The sequence below is a fragment of the Bradyrhizobium sp. USDA3516 genome (assembly GCF_057651995.1).
Genome location: NZ_JBYGYN010000002.1, coordinates 340,219 through 357,259, shown reverse-complemented (window position 1 = coordinate 357,259; position 17,041 = coordinate 340,219). Strand labels below are relative to the sequence as shown.

Below are 17,041 nucleotides of genomic sequence, written 5' to 3'. Positions count from 1 at the left end.
CACATCAGTCCGTCTCATCTTCAGATACTCCAGGGCCGCGGGTGCCGGCGTGCGAGCTCGACATCGAGATAGCCACGCTCGTCGAGCCAGTCCGTTGGACAAAAGGCGCTGGCTTTCGGGTCGATCGTGAATCCGTCGCGCTGGAGCGCCGTTCGTGTTCCGGTGCGACCGGTCCAGATGGCCTCCCCACTCGTCGGACTCACTTCCATCACGTCGAAGACTTCGATGAAGTTCAGCATGTCAGGCGCGCCCACCGTCGTCTCACGCCCTGTGCATGAGGCGGTCAGCCTCTTCAGGCGCGACGCCCCTGCGTGCGAGCTCGGACTCGATCGCGTCGAATACGCATTCGACCGGCGCGATCCAGACGTTGACCCAGTAAATGATGCAGTCGCGCGCGATCAGGAGGGCCGGTGTCATGCGAGGGTGCTCCGCTCCAGCCGAACCGCCCTAGGCGCGCGCGCGGCAAGTGAATGGGCCCACGCGATCATCGCGATCGTGATGCCAAGCAGCACGCTCAGGGTCACGAGGCACAAGGCGACAATCACGTTCAGCGATGCGGCCGCGAGGCCGGGCAACGGATTTTCGCGCATCAACGCAAACAGCAGTGTTGACATTTCGCGTCTCCTTAATAAAATACACCGTATAGTTCATATAAGTCATGCGTCGCGGCGAAGTCAAGACGAGTGCGTCACAAACGCGTGGGCAGGATCAAGGGCGGCGAGGCTCCGCCAGGTTCAACCAGAAGCCTCCAGCAGAGAAGGGATCTGACATGATGAGATTGGTGCCGGCGTTGTTCGCAAGCGCCGTATTCGCGCTTGGCAGCGCAGCAGCTCTTGCCCAGGAGAACCAGGGCACGGCGGAACAGCGGGCGGCGTGCACGCCCGACGCCTTTCGTCTGTGCAGTGCCTACATTCCCGATCCGTCAGGCGTCGAAGCTTGCCTGAGGCAGAGAAAGTCGGATCTGAGCGCGGCGTGCAAAGTGGTCTTCGACCACGCAACCACCGGCTCGGCGAAGGGCAGATGAAGGAGCGATGCCGTGGCTGATGCGGCGGGGCTGCGCCTCGAATTGCATCCGCCCGGGACGGACCGAGGAGCGATCTCATGAGTACGGTCTACATACCCGCCCTGGCCGCCTTCGGCGGCTCGGCGTTCGGCGCGGTTTCGACGATCGTCAGTGCCTGGTTTAGCAAGCGCAGAAGGCTTCGAGAACGTCATCATGCCCGCTCGTTCTCGAAGCGCGAACGGCTGTATCGCAGCTTCATCGAGGAGGCATCGCGGCTCTACGCCGACGCGCTCGTGAGCGACCGGGCGGAAATCCCGCAGCTCGTCAGCCTGTACACGCTGGTCGGCCGCATGCGGATCCTTTCGAGTGATGAGGTCGTGCATGCCGCCGAGCGCGCCGGTCGTCTGATCATCGAGACCTATTTGTCGCCCAATCGGACCTTCGTTGACCTGCCCGACTTCATCGAAGAGATGGATCCATTGCGCGACTTCGGTGAAGCCTGCCGCAGCGAGCTGATGAACCTTCCGGTGCGGTGACAAGCATGCGCGAGCAGATCGACAATCGAACGAGGAGCGCTTGCCGGATCGTGCAGGCCGCCATCCATCTCTATGGCGAGATGGGACACAACAAGACCACTGTCGCCGACATCGCGCGGAGTCTGGCGATGTCTTCGGCAAGCGTCTATCGATTCTTTCCCTCGCGGCGGGCGATCGAGGAGGCCGTGGTGGAGCAGGTGCTCGAGGAGGCGGTCAGTGCGGCGGCTGAGGCGGCTCACGGCAGTGGGTCAACGTTGCAACGCCTGGCCGCAATCCTGAAGGCCATCGCCGACTGCAATGAAGGTCGACCGGCGAAGCATCGACGATTGCAAGATCTGATAAGTCTAGCCGTTCGTCAGAACTGGACGGTCGTTCTCGCCTACGACGACAAGATCCGAGGGCTGGTGCGGCCGATCATTGGCACCGGGCAGGCACGCGGGGAATTGCAGGGCGGCAATCCGATGGCGCTGACCTGCTGCGTGCTGGAAGCCATGGATGTCCATCTCAATCCAGCGCGGATCGGAGCTGCGACGCTCCGACCAAGCTTCGAGGAGATGTTGAGTTTTTGTGCGAGCGCTTTGCGTAGGGCGCCATTGCTGCAGCCGGCCGAGACGACGGCTCACGTGCAGCTCAAGGTCGCCGGCTAGTGCGGATGAGCTAGTGCGTCCAGTCCGTCTCGCAGGCGGCGAGGAAAAAGCCGACGCGCTCGCGCACGAAGCCACGAAGTTCTTTCTCCAGGTCCTTCGAGGTCTCGCCGACCAGGGCGCGAAACAGCATCGGCAGCAAAATCAGATCGAGGAAGATTTGCGCGGTGGCGCGGCTCCGCTTGGCGCTGAACGGGCCTCTCGGCGTGCGAGCCAGCTTCTGAGTGGCGTCGTCCAGGAGCTGGGACACTGCGGCCAGAGACCGGTCGCGGGCAGCGTCATGAACATTGCGGCTCAGCTCCGGAAACCGCTGCGATTCCGCGATCGTGGTGCGCACCATCCCGAGCGATTCCTCCAGGAACCTCTCGACGATCGCGGTCCCGAGGCTCATCAGCTTGTCCTCGATGGTGCGCCCTTCCGGCACGAAGCCGTCGAAATCCATCAGGCCGTCGACGGTGCGGGCCACCACCGCCGCGAACAGTGCTTCCTTGCCTGGGAAGTGGGCGTAGATCGTCGGTTTGCTGGCGGGCGCGAGCTCGGAAATGTCGTCGATGCTCGCGCTGCGGTATCCCTTCTCCAGAAACAATTGCTGAGCGGCATCGAGGATGCGGGCCTGTGCATCGCCGGCAAGGTCCTTGGGCGGTCTGCCTCGTTTGGTCTTCTTCATCTCAGGAACTCCCGATCACGAGTCTGTGCGCGTCTGCTTCCCGCTTGACACGGCGCGGGAAGAAAGGCAAGAAAAAGAAAATATACGGTTTAGTTCATTTATGTCGACCCGCTCGCCGCCGCAAGGGCCCGGCCTGGAGGCCGCAAAGGATGACGCGCCCGGCCTGACGCCCGATCCGAACTGAGGAGAATGTCGTGACTGTTCTGAACCCAGACCCGCCAGGCTTGCCGGAAGGCGTGCTGCTGCGCGAGCTGCATCACAGGGTCACCAACGGTGTGGCCTTCGCCATCAATCTGGTCTCCGCCGCCGCCATCCGTGCCGAAGGGGCTGAAGCCAAGGGCGCGCTTAGCGACGTCGCCGAGCTGCTGCACGGCTATGCCGACGTGCATCGTGCGCTCGGGATGCCGTCGGGCGACACCTTGATCCAGGCTGCGACCTACATCCGCAAGCTGGGCTGCGGCATGCGCCGGGCGGTCCTCGACCGGATGAACATTCAGCTGGCATTCGCGACGCAGCCCCTCGCACTTCAGCCGCAGCGGTGCTGGCATCTGGGGCTGATCGTCCATGAGCTCGTGATGCACGCGGCACGACACGCTTGTTTCGATGCACGGGCCGGACAGATCAGGATCAAGCTGACGCGCATCGGTGCGCTGGTGAACTGCGTGATCCTGGACAACGGCTCGCGTCCCGCGCGGGAAGCTTCCGATCGCGAATTGCGCGTTGCAAGGGATATCGCACGGGCTCTCGGCGGCCGCATCGAGCAGGGTTTCGGAGCGGAATTCACCTCGATCGTCCTCTCCTTCCCGCTGACCGAACGCGAGCGCGCGGCGAACTGGTCGATCGCAACGCGGCAGATGAGGACGCCGCGCCGCACGAGAGTCACCGCTTCGAACCGCCAATCCGCCGATGCGCTCGGCCGGCTGTTGTCACCTTTCCATCATATGGACGCGCCATGACAAGCCGATTGCCGAGTCTCGTTCGAACGCCAAATGTGGGGAAGGCCTTCGCCGCGGCTTCCGTGCTTGTCAGCATTGCGTTGACAGGTTGCAACGATCACGCGGCGCAGACGACCACACGGGCAGCGCTGGTCCGGACCACGATCGTACAGCCGCGCGATCGGGAATCCTCTCGCACGTTGACGGGAGAAGTCCAGGCGCGCTTCCGTGCCGATCTTTCGTTCCGCGTCAGCGGCCGTGTGATCGCTCGCACCGCGGACGTCGGTGCTCACGTGAACAAGGGCGACGTCCTCGCTCGGCTCGATCCGGCCGAGCAACAGGCCGATGTCGATGCTGCGACCGCGGCTTTGGCCTCCGCCGAAGCCCAGCTGCGCGTGGCAAAGGCCACGTTCGAACGGCAGAAAGCGCTGATCGCAAGCGGCTTCACCACCCGCACCGTTTACGACCAGGCCCAGGAAGGCCTGCGAACCGCGGAGGGTGTGCTCGAGGCTGCCAGGGCGCAGCTCGGCACCTCGCGCGATGCGCTCGGATATACCCTCCTGCGCGCTGAAGCGGACGGCGTCATCACCGCGCGAAATCTCGAGGTCGGCCAGGTCGTTCCGGCCGCCCAGCCCGTGTTCTCGCTGGCGCAGGACGGGGAGCGGGATGCCGTCTTCGAGGTCTACGAATCCGTCTTCCTCGGTCAGACCGAGAACCACGACGTCGCATTGACACTGCTCTCCGACCCGAGCGTGACGGCGACGGGAGAGGTGAGAGAGATTTCACCTGTTATTGACGCGAAGAGCTCCACGATCCGCGTCAAGGTGTCCATCGCGAATCCGCCGGCTGCGATGACGCTGGGCAGCGCCGTCTCGGGGACGGTGAAGGCGAAAGCTCAGAACGAGATCACCCTGCCCTGGCGCGCGCTGATGGCCGCGGGTAGCAGGCCTGCCGTCTGGATCGTCGACCCCAGGACGCAGACAGCGTCGCTGAAGCCGGTCACGGTCGGCGCTTATGAAGCCGGTCAGGTGCTGATCAAGGCTGGCCTCGAGCCCGGCGAGCGCGTCGTCGTCGACGGCGGCAAGCTCCTGAGCGTCGGTCAACCGGTCACTGAGGAGGAAGGTCAGTCATGAAGCGACGGGTCATGATGATCGCTGGCACGGTCGCGGCGGCCGCGTTGCTGACCGGCTGCCAGCAGGAGACGAAGGCGCCGGAGCCCGTGCGTCCCGTGCTCTCGATGGTAGCCACGCCGAATAGTGGTGACAGCACGGTCGCGGTCGGCATCGTCGAGCCGCGCTACAAGACCAACCTTGGCTTTCGCGTACTCGGACGCCTGACGTCGCGTCCGGTCAACGTTGGCGATGTCGTCAGCGAAGGACAAATCATCGGCACGATTGATCCCATCGCGCTCGATCTCGCCGTTCGCGCGGCGAAAGCTCAGCTTGCCAAGGCCGAGGCGCAGCTTGTGACCGCCAAGGCCACGGAGGAGCGGCAACGCACGCTCATCACCAGCGATGCGACCACCAGGCAGACGCTCGATAATGCCGAGCAGGCCCGCGCCGGCGCCGAAGCAAGCGTTGCGCAGGAGCAGGCGAGCCTGACCAAGGCCGTCGAGCAACTCGGCTATGCCCGCATCAAGGCCGACTTCGGCGGCGTCGTCACCGCCGTCGGCGCGGAAGTCGGCCAGGTGGTCTCGCCGGGGCAAACCGTGGTGACGGTCGCGCGCCCGGACGTTCGCGAGGCGGTCGTCGACATCGGTGAGGACCTGCCGGTGCCGCTCGAGGTCGGGCTCCCCCTCACCGTCAGCCTGCAACTCCTCCCCACCGTTCAGGTCGAGGGCAGGATTCGCGAAATCGCGCCGCAAGCCGATGCGGTGACGCGGCTGCGACGTGTCCGGATTGCCCTCGACAATCCGCCCGCAAGCTTCCGTCTCGGCGCGACCGTCACGGCAAGGTTCGGCAAGGATCAGAGCAAAGTCCTGCGCCTGCCGGCATCGGCGGTGCTCGCCAGGGACGGGGCCGATTTCGTCTGGGTGGTGGACCGGTCCGCCGGCACCGTCTCGCTGCAGAAGATCGAAGGCATCGCCGAACAGGCGGGCATCCGCGTCACCGGCGGGCTTGCCGCAGGCACCCGCGTCGTCACCGCCGGAATTCACAGCCTCAAGCCGGGACAGCACGTCCGCATCGAACAGGATCAAGAGCCATGAAGTCGTTCAACCTCTCCGACTGGGCGCTCGGCCACCGCTCGCTCGTCTGGTACTTCATGATCGCCTTCATGGCGGCCGGCCTGTTTGCCTATCTCCAGCTGGGACGACAGGAGGATCCTGACTTCACCATCAAGACCATGGTGATCCAGGCGCAGTGGCCGGGCGCCTCACCGGAGGAAATGACGCGCCAGGTCACCGACCGCATCGAGAAGAAGCTCGAGGAGCTGGAATCGCTCGACTACACCAAGAGCGTGACGGTCGCAGGCCAGACCACCGTCTTCGTCTACTTGCGCGATTCGACCAAGGCGGCCGACGTCAAGCCGACCTGGGTGCGCGTCCGCAACATGATCGCCGACATCAAGGGCGATTTCCCGCAAGGCGTGGTCGGCCCCGGTTTCAACGACCGCTTCGGTGACGTCTTCGGCAACGTCTACGCCTTCACCAGCGACGGCTTGAGCCAGCGGCAGCTCCGCGACCGGGTCGAGGATGTAAGGGCCAAGGTGCTGACCGTGCCCGATGTCGGCAAGGTCGACATTCTCGGCGCGCAGGACGAGGTGATCTACCTAGAATTCTCCACCCGCAAGATCGCGGCGCTCGGCCTCGATATCCACGCCGTCATGAACTCGCTGCAAGGTCAGAACGCGGTGGCGCCCTCCGGCGTGTTCCAGGAGGGGCCGGAGCGGATCAGCGTCCGCGTCAACGGCCAGTTCGCCTCCGAGGCGAGCCTGAAGACGGTCAATCTGCGCATCAATGATCGCTTCTTCCCGCTGACCGATGTTGCCACGATCACGCGCGGCTATGCCGATCCGCCGTCGACGCTGTTCAGATACAACGGTCAGCCCGCCATTGCGCTCGCGATCGGCATGAAGTCCGGTGCCAACCTGCTCCAGTTCGGCGAGGCGCTGAAGGAGGAGATGAGGAGGATCATCGCCGACCTGCCGATCGGCGTCGGCGTGCACCTCGTTGCTGACCAGCCCGTCGTGGTCGAACATGCCGTTTCCGGCTTCACCGAAGCGCTGTTCGAGGCCGTGATCATCGTGCTCGGCATCAGCTTCCTGAGCCTGGGGATGCGTGCCGGTCTCGTGGTCGCGATCGCCATTCCGCTCGTGCTCGCGATCACCTTCGTTGTGATGGCCTATTGCGGCATCTCGCTGCAACGCATTTCCCTGGGGGCCCTGATCATCGCGCTTGGTCTTCTGGTCGACGATGCCATGATTGCCGTCGAGATGATGGTGGCCCGGCTCGAGGTCGGCGATCCCCTAGAGAAAGCTGCAACCCACGTCTATACGTCGACCGCATTTCCGATGCTGACGGGCACGCTGGTCACCGTGGCTGGCTTCATCCCGATCGGGCTCAACAGCAGCAACGCCGGGGAGTTCACCTTTACGTTGTTCGTGGTGATCGCGGTATCGCTGATCGTCTCCTGGGTCGTGGCCGTCCTGTTCACGCCGCTGCTGGGCGTCACCATCCTGCCGGCAAAGATGAAGGGACATCACGAGCAGAAGGGCCGCCTGGCGCAGATGTTTGCGCGCCTCCTCGTATTCTGCATGCATCACCGCTGGAGCACCGTCGCCGTGACGGTGGGCGCGTTCCTGCTCGCTTTGTTCGGCTTGCAGTTCGTGCAGCAGCAGTTCTTCCCCTCGTCCGACCGGGCCGAGCTGGTCATCGACTGGAACCTGCCGCAGAACGCTTCGATCACCGAGACCAACATGCAGATGGCGCGTTTCGAGCGCGAGCAATTGCAGGGCAACCAATCGGTCGAGCACTGGTCGACGTATGTCGGCACTGGCGCGCCGCGCTTCGTGCTGTCGTTCGATGTTCAGACCGCCAACACCTGGTTCGGCCAGCAGGTGATCGTGACGAAGGGCGGCATCCCGACGCGCGACCGGCTCAAGGCGCAGTTCGAGGACTATTTGAGGAGGACGTTCCCGGGCACCGACACCTATGTCAAGCTGCTCGAGGTCGGCCCTCCGGTCGGGCGGCCGGTACAATACCGTCTCAGCGGGCCCGACATCGCCAAGGTGCGCGATCTCTCACAGAAGCTTGCAGGAATCGTGCGGAGTAGTCCCGATCTCGGCAACGTGGTGTTCGACTGGATGGAGCCGGCCCGCGTCGTCAAGGTCGACGTGTTCCAGGACAAGGCGCGCCAGCTCGGCCTGACCTCGGAGGACATCGCCACCACGCTGAACTCCGTGCTGCAGGGCTCGCCGATCACGCAGGTGCGGGACAGCATCTATCTCGTCAACGTCACGGGACGTGCGACGGCGAACGAGCGCGCCTCGATCGACACGCTGCGCGACCTGCAATTGACCGGGCTCGGCGGCCAACCGGTGCCGCTCGGGGCCGTCGCCAATCTGCGCTACGAGCTGGAGCAGCCCACGATCTGGCGCCGCGCGCGGATTCCGACCATTACGCTGAAGGCCGCCGTCGTCGGCAACGTTCAGCCGAAGACGGTCGTCGACCAGCTCGCGCCGAAAGTCGCGGAATTCGCCAAGCAGCTGCCGGCGGGCTATTCGATCAAGACCGGCGGCTCGGTGGAGGAGAGTGCCAAGAGCCAGGGGCCGATCATCGCGGTGGCGCCGCTGATGCTGTTCGTCATGGCGACGGTGCTGATGCTTCAACTGCAGAGCTTTTCGCGCCTGTTCCTGGTGTTCGCCGTTGCGCCGCTCGCGCTGATCGGCGTCGTCATGGCCATGCTCCCGAGCGGCGCGCCGCTGGGCTTCGTCGCGATCCTCGGCGTGCTCGCGCTGATCGGAATCCTGGTGCGAAACTCCGTGATCCTGATCGTGCAGATCGAGGATCTGAGGAAGGAGGGCAGGCCGGCCTGGGATGCGGTCGTCGAGGCAACCGAGCATCGCATGCGACCGATCCTTCTCACTGCGGCCGCCGCAAGTCTCGCGCTCATTCCGATCGCGCGGGAGATTTTCTGGGGCCCGATGGCCTACGCCATGATGGGCGGCATCATCGTGGGCACGCTGCTGACCCTGCTGTTCCTGCCCGCGCTCTATGTGGCCTGGTTCCGGATCCATCCTGACGATGCCGGTGCATTGCCTTCCCATCGGCCCGACTCTGTTGCGATGGAGGCGGCGTCGGCCGAACAGACCGCAACTCACCACGTACCCGAGCCTGTGCTCGAGGCCCAGATCTAGACGGAGACGACGATGCGTTCGAAGAGAACATCGAGCTTTGTGTTGACTGCGACGGTCGCCGCGAGTGCGCTCGTACCCATGGCTGCGTTCGCGCAATTTCCGCCACCGCCACCGATGGCGCCGGCCGGGCCACCTCCAATGGCTGCGGCAGCTCCGCCGTCCTTCGCTGGCGCGCCTCGGCCCGGCCCCTTCGCTGGGCCCGGGCCGGCACCTGGGCCGCGCGCCGGTCTCGCAGCGCGAGGCGTCGGCGGAGCGCCCCCCGTCGTGAACGCCGCACGCACGACGGCAATCAATATCGGCGGTGCCGGCAATTATCGCTATGGCGGTGTGCACGGATATGGCTATGGCGCGCGTGCGGCATCATATGCCGCCTCATACGCGGCCGGCGCCTATGCCGGATACGCCTATGGCGGCGCGCGCTCCAGCTATTACGCAAGTAGCGACTGCTACTACGTCTATCGACGTCATCGCAGATATCTCGTCTGCGATTAGCCCGTGAGGCAGCTGCAGACAACGGGGCCCTCTCGCTGAGGGCGTAGTGGACCTCAGCGCCAATCGGATGGGGGAACGAGCATGGAAAGGATTTTCGGCTTCGCCGCCCTTGTCGTAGTGGCAACGGCCGCGGCGATTCTGATTCCCTTGGAGCAGGACGCGGCAAGAGAATCCGCGGTCTGCCGACTGGACTACGACTCGGGCGTGCGCAGTTGCACCTTCGAGACCATCGATCAATGCGTCGCGGCCATTGCCGGGCGTGGCGGGAGCTGCTTTCGCAGTGCTGGCAGCGAGGTGGACGCATCGTCTGCACATGCTGCGAAGATGCATGCTCGTCATCGCCAATGATCTGTCGGCTAGCGGTGGTTTTCCGCCATATGGACATCGATCGACGTCATCGCCATCCAACGCGAAGTCGGACAAGCCGGCATACGGCTGGACAACCTTCCCAACTTTGCTAACTGTTCGGCACCTGGATCAACAAGAGCAAGAAATGTTGGACCTCTTGAAGGGAGGCACCGAAGAGAACTTCGGGATTATCGAGCGTGAGTTGCGTTGCGGCCTGTGGAGCTGGAATCTGCGGACCAACGAAATGCAGTGGTCGCGTGGGTATTATGATCTTCTGGGGCTCGAGCCTGGAAAGATGACGCCATCCTTTGCGGCCATCCTCCAGGTGACGCATCCGGATGATCGTGGCGCGCAAGCCGAGGTCGAGCGTATCATCCAGAAAGCGTCGACCGTCAGGCGGAAATTTCGCGTCATTCGCCGCGGCGGCAACATCGCCTGGATCTACTGTCAGATCATCATCTTCGTCGATCCGGAGGGCGTCGCGGAGAAGGCCCTTGGCGTCTGCACCGATGTCACGGCGCGGGAAGATCAGCTCAATCAGCTGCGAATTGCGGATGAGCGCTACCGCGCCTTGATAAAGGCCGCTGGCGCGGTGGTCTGGGTCGCCAAGTCCGATGGACGAATCCACGAGATCATCAACTGCGATCAAGCGGGCCACATCATTTCGTCCGAATCGGGTTGGCTCCAGCTGATTCATCCAGACGACCAGGAAAAGATGCTCAGGGTATGTGCGGCCGCCAGCCGCGAGAAGCGCGGCTATGATGTCGTGCACCGTTTCCTCCAGGCCGACGGCACTTTCAGATGGAAGCGGTCGACCGGACAGCCGGTGCTCGACGATGTCGGCAACATCAAGGAATGGCTCGGGATCAGCGTCGATCTCGACCGCAATTCGACGCGGCCCGGCGCTCACCGGATCACCGGAGCGCAAATCAGGGCCGCGCGCGGCCTGCTGCGATGGTCGGTGATGGACCTCGCGCATGCTGCCGGCATCTCGCGTGCAACCATTCGCCGCCTGGAGGAGCTGGACGCTGCGCCGTCCCACGACGACCCGGCGCTTCCGTCGATCGAAGCAGCCCTCGTGAGAGCCGGTGTCGAGTTCATGTTTCCGGAGGCAGGTAAGCCTGGCGTGCGCCCGCGCTAAAATTGGCTCTTCGCCCGCGCTGATCCTGCAAAAATGGTCGCATTTTGCGTAAGCAACGCGGCGCTCGATCAAATCTGGCGTTCAATCGCCGCGGTATTGTGCATCGACGCGCCCGCTGGTTGCTTCGGCTGACTCGCAAGCACCAATTTTGCCTTACAAAAGGTTAGCAGGGTCGGCATTATTGTTCTGCGCGTAGAGTTCTGGCAACGCGTGCGAGCATGGCAATGCAAATCATTCGATGCTTCGGAATCGACTCACGCTCCCCGCGCCGTGCCGCCGGTGCCAGATGCCCATTCATTCTTTTGCGCAATCGGATTTTGAGAGAGCATCACGATGACCGACGTACCCGCATGCGCCGATTCCGACCAGCAACGCCAGTCCCGGCTGCGCTTCATGGGGATTTCGCCCCGCACTGGGGAACTGTTGCGGGAGTTCTGGGGGATCGCCGAACCTGCCGTTCCTCGCATTCTGGACGGCTTCTATCGGCATGTCACGAGCGAGCCTCAGCTTGCCGCGCTGATTGGGAATGATATTCCCAGGTTGAAATCGGCCCAGGGTACCCATTGGGCGCGATTGTTCAACGGGCGGTTCGATGATGAATACTTGAAGGGGGTCCGTGCCATCGGCATGGTCCACAACAAGATCGGCCTGGAGCCGCGCTGGTACATCGGTGGATACAACTTTGTCCTGAACCAGCTCGTGTCGCTTGCCATTCGGCGCTACCGCTGGAGACCAGCGCATCTCTGCGAGATCCTGGGCGCGGTGAATTGCGCGGTGATGCTCGACATGGAGATCGCCATCTCCGTCTACCAGGAGGCAATGCTTGCCGAGCGGGAAAGGCGTCAAGCGAGGATCTTTGCTGCAATTTCGAGCTTCGATGCCCGCATGAAGACGGTGGTGGATACGATCGGTGGTTCGGCCGCCAACCTTCAGAGCGCAGCCAATATGCTGGCCGCCAGCTCTTCGCAGGCGACCCAGCAGTCGGGTGCCGTGGCCGCCGCTTCGGAAGAAGCGTCGATGAACGTGCAGGCCGTTGCGACATCCACCGAGCAACTGACCTCCTCGATCCAGGAGATCGGCCGCCAGGTCTCCGAATCGACGAAGATCGTCAGGGTCGCAGTCGAGCAATCGGCACGATCCGGTGCGACTGTGCAGAGTCTTGCGCACGCCGCCCAGCGGATCGGCGACGTGGTTGAACTGATCAGCACGATTGCCGGACAAACCAATCTGCTCGCACTCAATGCCACGATCGAAGCGGCGCGCGCTGGCGAAGCCGGACGCGGCTTCGCCGTCGTTGCTTCCGAAGTCAAGGCGCTCGCCGAGCAGACGGCAAAGGCCACCGGGGAGATCGGCGGGCAAATTCTCGCGATTCAGGCCGCAACGAGAGAATCGGTGGGGGCGATGCAGGACATCGGCCGCACCATCGGGTCCGTCAACGAGATCGCGACGGTCATAGCGGCGGCGGTGGAAGAGCAGGGTGTGGCGACTGCCGAGATCGCGCGCAACGTCCAGCAGGCGGCCGAGGGCACGCATGGAGTATCCAGCAACATAACCGGCGTGAGCCAGGTCGCCGCTGAAACCCGGCAGACCGCGGGAAGGCTGCTGAGCGCCTCCGAGGCGCTTTCCGGCCAGGCATCGGCTCTCCGATTCGAAGTCGACGCATTCTTTGATGAAATCAAAGCCGCCTGACCTTGCGTCGAAATGATCATGCGACCGCGCAATACGAGTCACCTGCGATGAGCGAAGTGCTGCCCGCGGCCGAATGCGCACCGGCCTCACGACCTGCCATCGGCCGTCACGATGTTCCGGCCATGGACTGGGAGCGACTGGTTCATGCGGCCATCGAAAGTAGCTCGCACGGTCTGTGCGTTTTCGACGATCGGTCGCGATTGGTGATCGGCAACGAGCTGCACCGCAACATGTACGGCCTGGCGCATTCGCAGGTCGCGGCCGGGACATGCGTGCATGAGCTTCTGGCGAGCAGGTATGCCCGGGTTGTCGGAACCTCTGCGAGCGACCGAATTGCCGAGTATATGGCGGCGACAGATCTCGGAGCAGGGTTCCGTACCAGCTACGGGCTTGAAGACGGCACGTTCATAGAGCTCGACATGCATCCCATGGCGGGGGGCGGCTTCGTCGAACGGCATCGGGATATCACCGAGCTGCGCCATGCGGAGCTTCGTGCCGAAGCGGCGAGGCAGGAGCTGATCGAGAAGCAATATGCCATTGACCAGGCGGTCATCGTCGCGGTTACCGATGTGCGCGGCACGATCACTTATGCCAATGACCGGTTCTGCGAGATCAGCGGCTACAACCGCGACGAGCTCATTGGAAACAACCACCGCATCCTGAAGTCCGGTGTTCATTCGCGTGGATTCTTCCGCGATATGTATCGTCAGCTTGCCCGCGGCGGGGTCTGGCGCGGAGAGGTCTGCAACAAAGCGAAAGACGGCAGCCTGTACTGGGTCGACACGGTGATTACCCCTCAACTCGGTCCGGAGGGAAAGCCGGTCGCCTACATGGCTATCCGGGTCGACATCACGGCTCGGAAGAACGCCGAAGCGCTGGTGCACTATGCGGCTCGCCACGACGCTTTGACGGGACTGTTGAACAGAGCCGCCCTGATCAAAGATCTGTCGAGCCGGCTCGCAGGAGAAGATGCAAGCGCACAAGATCTGGTCGTCCATTTGCTGGATCTCGACGGGTTCAAGTGGGTGAACGATACGCTGGGCCATGCTGCCGGTGACGCCTTGCTCAAGCAGCTGAGCAGGCGCCTCGAGTCGGTTGCCGCCGACAATGATCTGATCGCCCGTCTGGGAGGCGACGAGTTCGCAATCGTGCAGGTCAGCTCTGGAGAAGGGCGGGAACAGGCGGAACGACTCGCGAGCACGCTGCTCGAAATCGTGGCGGTGCCGTTCTCGATCGCGGACCAGGAGGTGTCGGTCGGGGTGAGTATCGGATTGGCGCTCGCACCGCTGCATGGCTCCACGGCATCCGAACTGCTCTACAAGGCAGACCTCGCCCTATACCGGGTCAAGGCGGAGGGACGAAACGGATACCGGTTCTTCGAAAAAGAGATGCACAAGAACGCGCAAGCCCGCAACCGGCTCATCAACGAGCTTCGCGAGTCCGTGGGCCGGGGCGATTTCGAATTGCACTATCAGCCGATCGTCGATGCGAAGACGCTGCAGCCGCGTGTGATGGAGGCCTTGGTGCGATGGCGTCATCCCTCCGAGGGCCTGCTTTACCCGGATCGCTTCATCGGCATCGCTGAAGAGACCGGCCTCATGGAGCCCTTGGGACGCTGGATTCTTCGCCAGGCGTGCGTAGACGCAGCATCGTGGCCGAAGGGAATCAAGGTTGCCGTCAACATTTCTCCCGTGCAGTTCCGCGGTCCGGACTTGTTCGACGCCGTGCTTGGAACTCTCCTGGAAACCGGCCTGTCGCCCGATCAGCTCGAGTTCGAAGTCACGGAATCCATTCTGCTGCAGGACAAAGAGGAAAACCTTCTGCTCTTTCGCCAGCTCAAGAACATCGGGATCTCCATCGCGCTGGACGACTTCGGTGTGGGATACGCATCGCTCGGTTCGGTGGTCTCCTTTCCCTTCGACAAGGTGAAGATCGACCGATCTTTCACCAAGGACCTGGTGACTAACGCGGCGAACAAGGCGGTTGTGGCCTCGATCATGACTCTGGCCGCCGGCCTGGGGGTCCAGGTGATTGCAGAGGGTGTCGAGACCGAGGAGCAGCTGGATGACCTGAGGGGCAAAGGGGTAGATCTGGTCCAAGGGTATTTGCTCGGCAGACCGGCACCGGCTGACCTGAATGAGTGGGTTGGTTCTCCGCTGAACGCGGCTGCCTCTTGAACGTTTCGGTGTTGCGGGAGCGGAACGCTCGGCGGATGTCGGAGGTGAACACGCTGCGGCCCACCACGACTACGGCAGCCCGCGCGCCTCGAGCTGACGCACCAGCAGCAGCGTCGGCTCTGCGAGGCTGTCGCCGGAGCCGTCGAGGCCGAAGGCGTTCGCGATGCCGTCGCGGCTGCGCAGCAGCGTGCTGCGCGGGCAATGGCCGGCGCCGCACAGCGTCTTCTTCAGCGTCTCGCCCTGCGCCACGAGGCCGGCGGAATCGTCCGCGGCCCAGGCCAGCACGATCGGCACGTCGACGTTGAGGATGCCGGGGAAGACCGAGCGCTTGTCGTACTGGGTGGCATCGCCGCCGAGATAGGCCTTCTCGCTGTCGCTGGCGTCCTTGCCGACGCGGTAGATCCCGGACACCAGCACCACGCCGGCGACGTCGGCACCGGCGGTCTGCAGCTCGGGGTGTGCCAGCAGGGTCGCGACGTGGAAGGCGCCGGCGCCGTAGCCGACTGCGACGATCTCGCGGGCATCGCCATTGAAGAGGTCGATATTGCCATGGACCCAGGACAGCGCCGCCGCCACATCGGCCGCGCCGGCCGGCCAGGTCGCCGCCGGCGCCAGGCGATAATTGACCCGGACACCGATCATGCCGTTGCGCGCGGCAAAGCACATCGCCTGGTCCTGGATCTGGCGCACCAGTTCCGGCGCTCCGCGGTCGCCGGTGAAGGTATCCCCCGTCACGAACAGCAGCACCGGCCGCGGCGTGTCGGCCTTGGTCGTGCTGGCCGCGACATCGAGCGCATTGGCCTCGCTCTCGCCATAGCGCAGGCCGCGCGAGAAGGTGACCTGCTCGCACAGCCGCGCGGTGCCGCCGGCGCTGGTGTCGGAATCGGTGAGGCCCGCCTGGACGCTATCGGCAGGCAGCGGGAGCCGGCCCGGCACGGGTGCGTGCGCGGAGGCTGCGCTCATGGTCAGAAACAGGAGAAATGTCAGAAAATGCTTCATGGGTGTGGCGGCCTTGCGGGGCTCATCTTGGCTCGCTGATCTGGCTCGTCTTTTCAATTCGTCTCATTAGTCAGCCGGCCTTGAGGCGAATTCGCGGCACCTGGGCGGGCAGGGCGCAGCCGCCGTTTTATCCCGATCCGTCAGGCCGTTGTCCGGCGCCGCCGAGGCTCGTCCCCGATCCGCCTTCCTACTGTGCATGGGGTTGTTTTCGCAGTTTTTGTCTTGGATGGTCCGTCAGGCCCGCTTCATGGTCCGGAAGGTGATGGAGTAGCGCCGCGCCGCGACCGGCGGGATGCTGTGCTCCCATTGCGACCGCGCCTCGCCGTCCATCATGTACAGCGAGCGCGGCAGGGCCGCCAGCGTGTAGCGCTCCCAGGTCTCGCCCTTGCGGCGGCGGAAGCGGAAGTTGCATGGTGAGCCCAGCGACAGGCCGAGCACCTTGTCGAAATGCGGCTTGTCGCGATGCCAGCCGATGCCGACGCCGACCTCGTATTCGGTGCACAGCATCTGCCGGACGCTGCCCTCCGGCAGCCCCGCCCAGGCCTCGGCCTGCCGCGCGACCGGCTGCACCCAGTCGGGGATCGGATCGGCCTCAGCCACAAGCTGCAGCGTGTAGTCGTAGCGATAGCCGAACGACGCCACCCGGCGGTTGCCCTCGAAGGCGCCGAACTGAAAGCGCTGGAGCGGCAATGCTGCGATGCGGCCGATCAGATCCTGTTCAGTGGCCTGATCGACAAAATCGTCCGTGTAGCGAAGGCCGGCTGGGCCTTCGGGCGGGTCGGCGAACAGACCTAGCTGCGTCATGCCTCGCATTTCCGTGATGGAACCTAATGGCGGCTGGTGCGACTTATCTATGACGCGGGAAGAAACGTGCGAGGCTGTCATGGCAGAGAAGCATACCGCCGATCCGATTGAGATCATGCGGGCGACCGGTCATCCCGAGCTGGAATACGCCGCTGGCTGGACCATCGCCGGTCTCGTCACCCTCGGCACCATCGTCGCCGCCTGGGTGTTCGCGATCTAGGGCATGATCCGGAAAGGTGTGACGCGGTTTT

At 63.9% G+C, this 17,041-nt stretch carries 19 protein-coding genes; 13 read left to right on the top strand and 6 right to left on the bottom strand.

Features of this window, described 5'->3' with window-relative positions; translation table 11 throughout:
• Nucleotides 1-20 precede the first annotated feature (20 nt).
• Genes AC24YW_RS07575 through AC24YW_RS07565 form a run of 3 tightly spaced genes read right to left on the bottom strand, consistent with a single transcriptional unit; the run spans nucleotide 21 to nucleotide 614 of the window.
• Nucleotides 21-239 carry a hypothetical protein gene (locus AC24YW_RS07575; protein ID WP_487482138.1) on the bottom strand — a complete coding sequence of 73 codons (219 nt, stop codon included), beginning with the start codon at nucleotides 237-239 and terminating at the stop codon, nucleotides 21-23.
• Between the two features lie 22 nt (nucleotides 240-261).
• The gene (locus AC24YW_RS07570) at nucleotides 262-417 is read right to left on the bottom strand and encodes a hypothetical protein (protein ID WP_487482137.1); all 156 of its coding nucleotides are present in this window, start codon (nucleotides 415-417) and stop codon (nucleotides 262-264) included.
• Nucleotides 414-614 carry a hypothetical protein gene (locus AC24YW_RS07565; RefSeq protein ID WP_487482136.1) on the bottom strand — a complete coding sequence of 67 codons (201 nt, stop codon included), beginning with the start codon at nucleotides 612-614 and terminating at the stop codon, nucleotides 414-416. Before AC24YW_RS07565 ends, AC24YW_RS07570 begins: the two co-directional genes overlap by 4 nt.
• Before the next feature lie 155 nt (nucleotides 615-769).
• Between AC24YW_RS07565 and AC24YW_RS07560 the strand changes: the two genes are divergently transcribed.
• The 3 genes from AC24YW_RS07560 to AC24YW_RS07550 all read left to right on the top strand — a co-directional run bounded on the left by AC24YW_RS07560 (nucleotide 770) and on the right by AC24YW_RS07550 (nucleotide 2,186).
• A complete protein-coding gene (locus AC24YW_RS07560) occupies nucleotides 770-1,024 on the top strand; it encodes a hypothetical protein (protein WP_487482135.1) in 255 nt (84 codons plus the stop codon).
• 77 nt (nucleotides 1,025-1,101) lie between these two features.
• Nucleotides 1,102-1,539, top strand: a complete 438-nt coding sequence (locus AC24YW_RS07555) for a hypothetical protein (protein WP_487482134.1) — start codon at nucleotides 1,102-1,104, stop codon at nucleotides 1,537-1,539.
• A 5-nt stretch (nucleotides 1,540-1,544) separates the two neighbouring features.
• The gene (locus AC24YW_RS07550) at nucleotides 1,545-2,186 is read left to right on the top strand and encodes a TetR/AcrR family transcriptional regulator (protein WP_487482133.1); all 642 of its coding nucleotides are present in this window, start codon (nucleotides 1,545-1,547) and stop codon (nucleotides 2,184-2,186) included.
• Nucleotides 2,187-2,196: 10 nt separating this feature from the next.
• Here the strand turns inward: AC24YW_RS07550 and AC24YW_RS07545 are convergent, their stop codons facing one another.
• On the bottom strand, nucleotides 2,197-2,850 hold the full coding sequence (locus AC24YW_RS07545) for a TetR/AcrR family transcriptional regulator (protein WP_487482132.1): 654 nt from the start codon (nucleotides 2,848-2,850) through the stop codon (nucleotides 2,197-2,199).
• A 194-nt stretch (nucleotides 2,851-3,044) separates the two neighbouring features.
• On the opposite strand from AC24YW_RS07545, the gene AC24YW_RS07540 reads away from it, so the two are divergent.
• The 9 genes from AC24YW_RS07540 (at nucleotide 3,045) to AC24YW_RS07500 (ending at nucleotide 14,987) form a co-directional block, all read left to right on the top strand.
• Complete coding sequence (locus AC24YW_RS07540; protein ID WP_487482131.1) at nucleotides 3,045-3,806, top strand: histidine kinase dimerization/phosphoacceptor domain -containing protein; 762 nt, start codon at nucleotides 3,045-3,047, stop codon at nucleotides 3,804-3,806.
• Nucleotides 3,803-4,918: an efflux RND transporter periplasmic adaptor subunit gene (locus AC24YW_RS07535; protein WP_487482130.1), complete on the top strand. Its 1,116-nt coding sequence runs from the start codon at nucleotides 3,803-3,805 to the stop codon at nucleotides 4,916-4,918. Before AC24YW_RS07540 ends, AC24YW_RS07535 begins: the two co-directional genes overlap by 4 nt.
• Nucleotides 4,915-5,991 (top strand): efflux RND transporter periplasmic adaptor subunit, encoded by a 1,077-nt coding sequence (locus AC24YW_RS07530; protein ID WP_487482129.1) that lies wholly within the window; start codon nucleotides 4,915-4,917, stop codon nucleotides 5,989-5,991. The genes AC24YW_RS07535 and AC24YW_RS07530 overlap by 4 nt, the downstream gene beginning before the upstream one ends.
• Nucleotides 5,988-9,140 carry an efflux RND transporter permease subunit gene (locus AC24YW_RS07525; protein ID WP_487482128.1) on the top strand — a complete coding sequence of 1,051 codons (3,153 nt, stop codon included), beginning with the start codon at nucleotides 5,988-5,990 and terminating at the stop codon, nucleotides 9,138-9,140. Before AC24YW_RS07530 ends, AC24YW_RS07525 begins: the two co-directional genes overlap by 4 nt.
• Nucleotides 9,141-9,404: 264 nt before the next feature.
• The gene (locus AC24YW_RS07520; RefSeq protein WP_487482127.1) at nucleotides 9,405-9,632 is read left to right on the top strand and encodes a hypothetical protein; all 228 of its coding nucleotides are present in this window, start codon (nucleotides 9,405-9,407) and stop codon (nucleotides 9,630-9,632) included.
• Between the two features lie 81 nt (nucleotides 9,633-9,713).
• Nucleotides 9,714-9,980, top strand: a complete 267-nt coding sequence (locus tag AC24YW_RS07515) for a DUF3551 domain-containing protein (RefSeq protein WP_487482126.1) — start codon at nucleotides 9,714-9,716, stop codon at nucleotides 9,978-9,980.
• Nucleotides 9,961-11,121 carry a PAS domain-containing protein gene (locus AC24YW_RS07510; protein WP_487482125.1) on the top strand — a complete coding sequence of 387 codons (1,161 nt, stop codon included), beginning with the start codon at nucleotides 9,961-9,963 and terminating at the stop codon, nucleotides 11,119-11,121. The genes AC24YW_RS07515 and AC24YW_RS07510 overlap by 20 nt, the downstream gene beginning before the upstream one ends.
• A 333-nt stretch (nucleotides 11,122-11,454) precedes the next feature.
• Complete coding sequence (locus tag AC24YW_RS07505; RefSeq protein WP_487482124.1) at nucleotides 11,455-12,810, top strand: protoglobin domain-containing protein; 1,356 nt, start codon at nucleotides 11,455-11,457, stop codon at nucleotides 12,808-12,810.
• A gap of 47 nt (nucleotides 12,811-12,857) precedes the next feature.
• Nucleotides 12,858-14,987 (top strand): putative bifunctional diguanylate cyclase/phosphodiesterase, encoded by a 2,130-nt coding sequence (locus AC24YW_RS07500; RefSeq protein ID WP_487482123.1) that lies wholly within the window; start codon nucleotides 12,858-12,860, stop codon nucleotides 14,985-14,987.
• Between the two features lie 69 nt (nucleotides 14,988-15,056).
• Here AC24YW_RS07500 and AC24YW_RS07495 read toward each other — a convergent pair whose 3' ends face one another.
• Both AC24YW_RS07495 and AC24YW_RS07490 read right to left on the bottom strand, forming a co-directional pair.
• Entirely contained in the window at nucleotides 15,057-15,986 is a 930-nt protein-coding gene (locus tag AC24YW_RS07495) for an alpha/beta hydrolase (protein WP_487482122.1), read from the bottom strand.
• Nucleotides 15,987-16,220: 234 nt separating this feature from the next.
• A complete protein-coding gene (locus AC24YW_RS07490; protein ID WP_487482121.1) occupies nucleotides 16,221-16,790 on the bottom strand; it encodes an alpha-ketoglutarate-dependent dioxygenase AlkB in 570 nt (189 codons plus the stop codon).
• Between the two features lie 79 nt (nucleotides 16,791-16,869).
• Here AC24YW_RS07490 and AC24YW_RS07485 point away from each other — a divergent pair, with 79 nt between their 5' ends.
• Entirely contained in the window at nucleotides 16,870-17,010 is a 141-nt protein-coding gene (locus AC24YW_RS07485; RefSeq protein WP_487482120.1) for a hypothetical protein, read from the top strand.
• Nucleotides 17,011-17,041: the final 31 nt, after the last annotated feature.